This window comes from Gluconacetobacter sp. (assembly GCF_047721585.1).
Classification (GTDB): Bacteria; Pseudomonadota; Alphaproteobacteria; order Acetobacterales; family Acetobacteraceae; genus Gluconacetobacter; species Gluconacetobacter dulcium.
On sequence record NZ_JBDNXE010000154.1, the window covers coordinates 1 to 8,183 of the forward strand.

The window sequence follows — 8,183 nt, forward strand, 5'->3', positions numbered from 1 at the left end:
GTGCTGGGGGGCGGGGCGGTGGCGGTCTGGCTGCTGTTCGCCTTTCTGAAGAGCGTGTTTCCATGAAGATCCGTTCCGATATCGTCGCGGTGTATCGCGAGGTTCATAGCTGGGCGGGGATTCTCGCGGGGCTGTTTCTCTTCGTCGCTTTTTATGCCGGTGCCATCAGCATGTTCGAGCAGCCGATTCAGGCGTGGCTGACGCCGCCGGCGGGCCTGCCCGCGCCGGTGTCGCTCGACCGGACGCCGGAGCTGATGGAAAAGACCTTTGCCGCGTTCCCCGAGGCACGCGCGCATTATACGGTCGTTCTGGCGCCCGATGCGACGCAGCCGGGGCGGCTGATCTGGCCCAAGGGCGGCGGCGGCCATGGGCATGGGCCGGCCGTCAGTGTCGCGGCGGCTCTGGCGCCCGACGGGAGCGTGGTGACGGTGACGCAGGCGCCGTCCGAGGCGGCGCATTTCATCGACGAACTGCATCAGAAAATCGGCCTGCCGTTGCCGCATGATGTGGCGATGCCGATCATGGGCGTGGTTGCGCTGGTCTATGCGGTGGCGTTGGTGTCCGGGGTGATCGCGTTTCTGCCGGCGCTGACGCGCACGCTGTTCGCGGTGCGGCTGGAGGGCGGGAAGGCGCGGGCGTGGCTCGACCTGCATAATCTGTTCGGGTTCTTTTCGCTGCCCTTTCACATCGTCATGGCGGTCACGTCGGTCGTTTTCGCTTTCCACGAACAGATCTTCGCCGTTCAGGGGCATCTTTTCCATCAGGACAGAGTGCCGCATGTCGCGCGGATGGCGCATGGGCCGGAAGCAGCCATGCCCCGCCCGGCAGCGCCTCTGGCTCCGGCTGAACTGGTCGCGGCGCTGGCGCGGCAGGCGCCGGGATTCGTGCCCGATACGCTCGATTACGCCATGCGCCCGATGGGGCCGGGCGGCCGGACGCTGACGCTGCGCGTTGCCGGGCATGATGCGCGTTTCGGCCTGAGGGGGCCGGTCAGCGGCTTTGCCGGGCTCGATCCCTATACCGGTCGGGTGATTTCGGCGGACTATCTGCCCGGCCAGCAGTCGAACGGCTTTGCGATCGTGACCGCGTTCTTCTCGCTGCATTTCGGCAGTTATGGCGGGGCGCCCGTGCGTTTGGGGTATCTGCTGCTCGGGTTCGGCGGGGCGTTCCTGTTCTATACGGGCAATCGGCTGTGGATCACGGCCCGGCGGCGGTCCGAACGGCGGACGGGTGCCGTGACGGACACGCGCGGTACCTGGGTCCTGTCGCGCCTGACGCTGGGCTGCACCACGGGGTGCATGACCGGGGTGGCTGTCGTGCTGGCTGTCGCCGCGCTGTCGCCCGGTGCATCGTCTTATGCCGTGTTGTCCTGGGTCTATTATGCGGTCTTCCTGGCGTGCGTGCTTGGTGCGTTCTGTCTGACGGCACGGACGGGGGCGCCGGTTCTGCTGCTGGGTACGGCCGCGGCCAATCTGGTTCTCGCCATCGTGGCCGGGGGGCTGGCGGCGCACGGGATCGGCATTTCCGGCGGCATCGCGCTGACGGCCCTGCTGGTGGCCGGATGCGTGGCCGTGCCGGGGGTGCGCGGCGTGGCGACGGGCAAGGTCGTGCAGGCTGCGGATTGAGGTGCGGGGTCCTTGTGGGGCGGTTAAGCTGATGCTCGGATAAAGACCCTGCGACAGGACGAAGCATGGCCCCGGCAATCAGCGGACTGAATCATATTACCCTTGCGGTGACGGATCTGGATCGGTCCGTGGCCTTCTATCGCGATACGCTTGGCTGCGTGCTCCGCGCGCAATGGCCTGACGGTGCCTATCTCGAAGCCGGTGCGTTATGGCTCTGCCTGACCCGTGAGGAAGAAATGGGGCAGATGCCCCGGCCGGATTATACCCATATCGCTTTCAGCGTGTCCGAGGAGGATTATCCGGCGTTGGCGAAACGGCTGCGTGCCTCGTGCCGCGTGTGGCGGCAGAACCGGAGCGAGGGGGCATCGACGTATTTTCTCGATCCTGACGGACACAAGCTGGAGGTGCATGTCGGGTCTCTGGATTCGAGGCTGGCGCATTATCGGGCGCATCCGGAGAAGGGGGTGGCGGTTTTCCTCGCCTGAGGCGGCGGGAGGGTGAATGTCCGCATGGGGTGGAATGGCTGTTGCCCCGCTTCGCCGGATCGGCCATAGCCCGAGCCTGATGCAGATGTTCAATTTTACAGGCCGAGGCACCGCATGATCACACGTTGCAGCAGGCTTCGGGGTGCCGGATCGGTGTGGGCCTGGGGCGTGTCCATCGGGGCATGTATGGTGGCGCTGCTCTCTGCTGCATCTGCGCAGACCGCGCCGGAGCGGGTCGCGACGCCCGAGAGCGATCGCCGGCCGGTGGCGGCGCGGAAAGCTCCGCCGGCTCCGACGGTGCCCGAGACGGTGGAGGTCAACGGAATCCGGCGCGCCTTTACCTATGGGGCGGCCCAGCACCTGCCGGACGCCGATACGCGCGTGACGGCGGAGCGGTTGACCGAGCGCGGGGTCGTGGATCTGCGCGGGCTGGAATATGTGGCGCCGAACCTGACGGTGCAGAGCATCAACGGCACGGCCTCGACCAATTTCTATCTGCGCGGCCTGGGCTTCAACGACTTTACCCAGAACAATATGGGGCCGGTCGTGACCTATGTGGACGACGTGGCCTTTCCCTACTCGACCATGGCTTCGGGGCTGATGTTCGACATGTCGGGTGTGACCGTCACGCCCGGCCCGGTCGGCACCGAGCATGGCCAATCGACCACCGGCGGCGAGGTGAAGCTGCGGACGAACGACCCCACCGATACGTTCCATTATGGCGCGAGCGAGGACATTGCGTCCTATGCCCGCAGTCGGAGCGATGCCTATGTCTCGGGGCCGATTGCGCATGGCCTGAGCTTCCGTCTTGCGGGGCAGGTGCGTCAGGGGGGCGGATGGCAGACCAATCCGCTGAACGGCGCGCATCTGGGCGATGCCGATAGCTGGGCGCTGCGGGCCAAGCTGAAATGGACGCCTGACGCGCGGACGACGGTGATGCTCTCGGGCCATGTGGTCCGTGACCAGAGCGAGGTGGTGGGCGGTGTGCCCGTCGCGCGGCTGATCGGCTCGGCGCCGATCCCGCATCTGGGCTGGACGCAGACGGAATGGTCGGCCAGGAATGCCTTTACCGATGTGATCGGGCGCCAGCATGGGTTGAAGCCCAGCGAGAATAACTGGTTCTGGGGCGCGGACCTGCATATCGCCCATGATTTCGGCCCGGTGACCGTGACGGCGGTCAGCGCCTTCGAGACCGAGCGCGAAGCCGAGTACACCGATCAGGATGCGACGGCGGCGGCCCAGGCGGATGCCTATCGCACGATTGCCGCCAACAGCTTTACGCAGGAAGTGCGGCTGGCGAACAGCCACGCCGGCGACAGGCTGCAATGGGTGGTCGGCGCCTATTACCAGCGTTCGCGGATGAATCAGGCCTTTCCGTTCGACTATACGGATTATCTGCCGGCGCGTGGTTACATGCAGGTCTCCACCTTCGGGTTGAATCAGGAGGCCACGTCGCAGTTCGGCCATGTCAGCTATCGGCTGCCGCGCAATGTGACGCTGTTTGTGGGGCTGCTGCATGAAATCGACGACCGGGGGATTACCGGACTGACGTCGCGGATCTATGGCGGGCGCACGCTGAATTTCCACGGCGAGAACACGGCGGCGGCGCAGTTTGCCGGGCAGGTGGGGGTGTCGTGGCAGGCGACGAAGAATGTCCTGCTCTATTACAAGATGAGCAAGGGCTTCAAACCGGGGGGCTTTACCGCCAACAACACCCAGGTCCAGGCGCAGCTCGACCCTTTCAAGCCCGAAAGCGTGCTGACCTATGAACTGGGGCTGAAGAGCGACCCGATTCCCAACGTGCTGCGGATCAATGCTGCTGCGTTCTACAACGATTTTCACAATCAGCAGATTCTCGGCACGATCCTGATCCCGAATTACGGGCCGTTGAGCCAGTTGACCAATGTGCCGAAATCGGAAAGCTGGGGCTTCGAGGGCACGATCGACCTGCATCCGGTCCGCCATGTGTTCGTGACCCAGAATATCGGCTGGCAGCGCGGGAATTTCCAGAATTTTCCTACCGTCAATCGTGCGAAGACCAATGCCTATTATGCGCGGACGGGCGTGTGGAAGGCGATCAACGATAATTTTTCGGGCGTGGATAACGGGCAGCCGAAACTGACGCTGAACGGGCAACTCGACTGGCGCCAGGCCGTCAGCCGTGATTACGCGGTCGAGTTCGGGCCGAACTGGGTCTATCGCGGCGCGCAGGCCATGACGCCGGGTGGGACGGGGTTCTATCGTCTGCCGCCCTATTTCCTGCTGGGCGCGCATGTGACGCTGCGGCCGGCGTCGGATCGTTGGCAGGTGACGGTCTATGCGTCGAACATACTGAACCGGCAGTATTTTACCTCCGGCGGGCAGGCGACGACGACGTATCTCTACATTCCCGGTGCACCGCGCTTTATCGGCGGGCGGGTGTCCTGCGGGTTCTGAGAGCATGACGGGACAGGGGCGCCGGGGGAGCCGCTCCACCTGTCCAATGCCGTGCGGCCGTCACCACTCCGCGAAGCTGCCGTCCGCGTGGCGCCAGACCGGGTTGCGCCAGCGGTGCCCGTCGGCCGCCCGCGCACGCACATAATCCTCATTGATCTCCACCCCCAGGCCCGGCGCGTCGGGGATGGCGACGTGGCCGTCCTTGTAGGCGAAGATTTCGGGATTGGTGATGTAGTCCAGCAGATCGTTGCCCCGATTGTAATGAATGCCCAGCGACTGTTCCTGGATAAAGGCATTGTAGCAGACGGCATCGAGTTGCAGGTTGGCCGCCAGGGCGATCGGGCCGAGCGGACAGTGCAGCGCCAGCGCGACATCGTAGGCTTCCGCCATGTTCGCGATCTTGCGCGTTTCGGTGATGCCGCCGGCGTGGGAGGGGTCCGGCTGGATGATGTCCACATGGCCGTCGGCCAGGATCTTCTTGAAGTCCCAGCGGGAATACAGGCGCTCGCCCAATGCGATGGGCGTGGAGCAGTGGCGGGTGATCTCTTCCAGCGCCTCGGCATGTTCGCTCAGGACCGGTTCCTCGATGAACATCAGGCGGAACGGGTCGAGTTCGCGGGCCAGGATCTTGGCCATCGGCCGGTGGACGCGGCCGTGGAAATCGACCCCGATCCCGAAATCCTGGCCCATCGCCTCGCGGATCGCCTGGACGCGGGCAAGCACCGCGTCCACCTTGGCGTGGCTGTCGACGAACTGCATTTCCTCCGTGCCGTTCATCTTCACGGCCGTGAAACCACGGCTGCCGACCTCCCGCGCCATCGCCGCCGTGTCGGCCGGCCGATCGCCGCCGATCCAGGAATAGACGCGGATGCGGTCGCGCAGCTTGCCGCCGAGCAATTGATGCACCGGCACGCCCAGAGCGCGGCCCTTGATGTCCCACAGAGCCTGGTCGATGCCGGCGATGGCGCTCATATGCTGGCCACCGCCGCGATAGAAGCCGCCGCGATACATCACCGTCCAATGATCCTCGATCAGGAACGGATCGCGGCCGATGAGGTAATCGGACAATTCGTCGACGGCGGCGGCGACGGTATGGGCGCGCCCCTCCAGCACCGGCTCGCCCCAGCCGGAAATGCCTTCATCGGTTTCGATCTTCAGAAAGCACCAGCGCGGCGGCACGATGAACGTGGTGAGTTTGGTGATCTTCATGAGCGGACCCTCTGTTCGATGATGGGGGACATTGGTGTGGGTGTCGGGTGGCGTGGCCGGCCGGCGGCTTTCAGACCCACCAGGCCGCCGGTAGTCAGGGCGGCGGCAATCAGCAGCATGCCGGAGTCGTAGCTGCCGGTTGCATCCTTGATCCGGCCGATCAGGGGGGGCAGACCCATGCCGGCGAACTGCGCCATGGCATTGATCAGCCCGATGCCGGCGGCCGATGCCGCGCCGGAAAGCTGGCCGGCGGTAGCGGCCCAGAAGACGGGCGTGGCGGCCCAGTTCAGCCCCACGGCCGCGATCAGCAGCCCATACGCGGCGACGGATGCGCCCGTCCGTGCCACCAGGATGCTGCCCGCCAGCAGCAGGCCGGACAGGAGCAGTGGCAGGCCCAGATGCAGCGCGCGTTCGCCGGTATGATCGGAATGACGGCCGTTGGCGTACATCAGGATGCAGGCCAGCAGGAACGGCAGCGCCGAGAGCAGGCCGACCAGAAGCGTGTCGCCGCCCGACATGCTCTTGATCAGGAGCGGCATGAACAACGTGACGCCGATCGTGCCGAATGCCTGCAACAGCCATACCATGGCCAGGGCCCATACCCGGCCGCTGCGCAGGGCCGGGCGCCAGTCATGGGAATGGTCCGGGCCTTGCTGGGCATGGTCGGCCGCGAGCGTCCTGGCCAGCCATGTCTTTTCCTCGGGAGACAGGAACGTGCCCGTGGTCGGGCTGTCCGGCAGGCAGACCAGGACCAGCGCACCGAGCAGAACCGCCGGCAGGCCCTCGATCATGAACAGCCAGCGCCATCCGGCAATGTTTCCCACGCCGTCGAGCTTCATCAGCAGCCCGGAGACCGGCAGGCCGATGACCGAGGCAAGGGCCGCGCCGATATAGAAGAACGACATCGCACGCCCCCGCTCGCGGGCCGGATACCACAGCGAGAGGTAATAGATGACACCGGGGGTGAAGCCGGCTTCGGCCGCGCCGAGCAGCAGGCGGACCCCGTAGAGCTGCCAGTGGCTGTTGACGAAGCCGAGCAGGATGGCGACGACACCCCACGAGACCATGATGCGCGCGATCCAGCGCCGTGCGCCGAACCGCACAAGGGCCAGATTGCTGGGGATTTCGAAAATCGTATAGGTAATGAAGAATATTCCGGCGGCGATGCCGTACATTTCCGCGGTCATCTTCAGGTCCGCGCTCATTGCCAGCGCCGCGATCGAGATGTTCGAGCGGTCGATATAGGCGGCGAAGTAGCACAGCATCAGGAAGGGTAGCAGCCGCCAGGAAATGCGCCGGATCGTGTCCGCGCGCTGTCTTTCATCAAACATGGGCGTGTGTCCCGCAGGCGCCGTTTTCCGGCGCGTTCTCGTTGTTGTTTTCTGGTGGGGAGGATTATTGGAGCGCGGCCCACGCATCGGCGAAGGCGCGCGCGCGGTCGGTAACCTGGCCTGCGCTGTCGCCGGGGCGATAGAGGGCCGAACCGAGGCCGAACCCCGCCGCACCGGCCGCGACATAGGGCGCCATGGTCTCGGGCGTGATGCCGCCGACGGGCAGGAAGCGTGTGCGCTGCGGAAAGACGCTGCGCCATGCCTTGAGGACCGCCGGCGGCATGGACTCGGCAGGAAACAGCTTCAGCGCGTCGGCACCATGGCGCAGGGCGGCAAAGCCTTCGGTAGGGGTGGCGACGCCCGGCGTGCAGGCCATGCCGGCGGCTTTGGCGGCCTGGATGACCTGTGGGTCGCTGTGCGGCATCACCGCCAGCCGGCCGCCGGCTTCGGCCAGCCGGTCGATCTGTTCCCGTGCGGTGACGGTGCCGGCGCCGACCAGGATGTCCGGCCCCAGTTCCGCGGCGAGGCGGCGGATACTGTCGAAGGGCTGGGGCGAGTTGAGCGGCACCTCGATGATGGCGAAGCCGGCGGTGACGAGCGCCTGGCCGATCGATACCGCCTCGTCGGGCCGCACGCCGCGCAGGATTGCGACCAGGGGGAAACGGTCGAGGAAGCGCTGGATCATGGCATGGTCTCCTGGACGGGTTCGGGGATGACCAGTCCGGCCAGGCAGGCGATGCGCCACAGGCCGGCTTCGGCCGCGCCTTCGATGGCGGGGACATCGGTGATGCCGAAATGGCTGAGGGCGCGGCGGTAACGGGCGCAGAGCGCGGCATCGCCGATAAGGGCCAGCCGACCGGCCCCATGGCCGGCGGCCAGTGCGCTGCGGATCTCGTCGCCGATCAGCAGGCCGGACAGATAGGGCAGGCTGGCGGCCGCGGGCAGCGTGCCCAGCAGCACCTGCGCGCGTGCCGAGAACAGGAGCGCCGCGAGTCCGTCGCCGTCGCGGGGGGGGCGGGGGGCCCCCGCCCACCCCCCCCCGCGGGGGGGGGCGGCGCCGGGGGCGCGCCCCCCGCGGGGATGGCCCGGCCGGAGAG

7 protein-coding genes are annotated in these 8,183 nt (G+C 66.4%); 3 read left to right on the plus strand and 4 right to left on the minus strand.

Annotation, left to right across the window (positions count from 1 at the left end):
• The 3 genes from ABF821_RS18510 to ABF821_RS18520 all read left to right on the plus strand — a co-directional run.
• Window positions 1-1,625: PepSY-associated TM helix domain-containing protein (locus tag ABF821_RS18510; RefSeq protein ID WP_415531143.1), on the plus strand; the 1,625-nt coding region annotated here is incomplete at its 5' end.
• 65 nt (window positions 1,626-1,690) lie between these two features.
• The gene (locus tag ABF821_RS18515; protein WP_415531144.1) at window positions 1,691-2,110 is read left to right on the plus strand and encodes a VOC family protein; all 420 of its coding nucleotides are present in this window, start codon (window positions 1,691-1,693) and stop codon (window positions 2,108-2,110) included.
• Between the two features lie 114 nt (window positions 2,111-2,224).
• Complete coding sequence (locus ABF821_RS18520) at window positions 2,225-4,546, plus strand: TonB-dependent receptor (protein ID WP_415531145.1); 2,322 nt, start codon at window positions 2,225-2,227, stop codon at window positions 4,544-4,546.
• Window positions 4,547-4,606: 60 nt separating this feature from the next.
• Here ABF821_RS18520 and dgoD read toward each other — a convergent pair whose 3' ends face one another.
• The 4 genes from dgoD to ABF821_RS18540 form a co-directional block, all read right to left on the minus strand.
• Window positions 4,607-5,755 (minus strand): galactonate dehydratase, encoded by a 1,149-nt coding sequence (gene dgoD, locus ABF821_RS18525; RefSeq protein ID WP_415531146.1) that lies wholly within the window; start codon window positions 5,753-5,755, stop codon window positions 4,607-4,609.
• Entirely contained in the window at window positions 5,752-7,086 is a 1,335-nt protein-coding gene (locus ABF821_RS18530; protein WP_415531147.1) for an MFS transporter, read from the minus strand. The genes dgoD and ABF821_RS18530 overlap by 4 nt, the downstream gene beginning before the upstream one ends.
• A gap of 64 nt (window positions 7,087-7,150) precedes the next feature.
• A complete protein-coding gene (locus ABF821_RS18535; RefSeq protein ID WP_415531148.1) occupies window positions 7,151-7,771 on the minus strand; it encodes a 2-dehydro-3-deoxy-6-phosphogalactonate aldolase in 621 nt (206 codons plus the stop codon).
• Window positions 7,768-8,183 (minus strand): 2-dehydro-3-deoxygalactonokinase (locus ABF821_RS18540; RefSeq protein WP_415531149.1); only part of this gene is annotated, 416 nt, incomplete at its 5' end. The genes ABF821_RS18540 and ABF821_RS18535, both read right to left, overlap by 4 nt.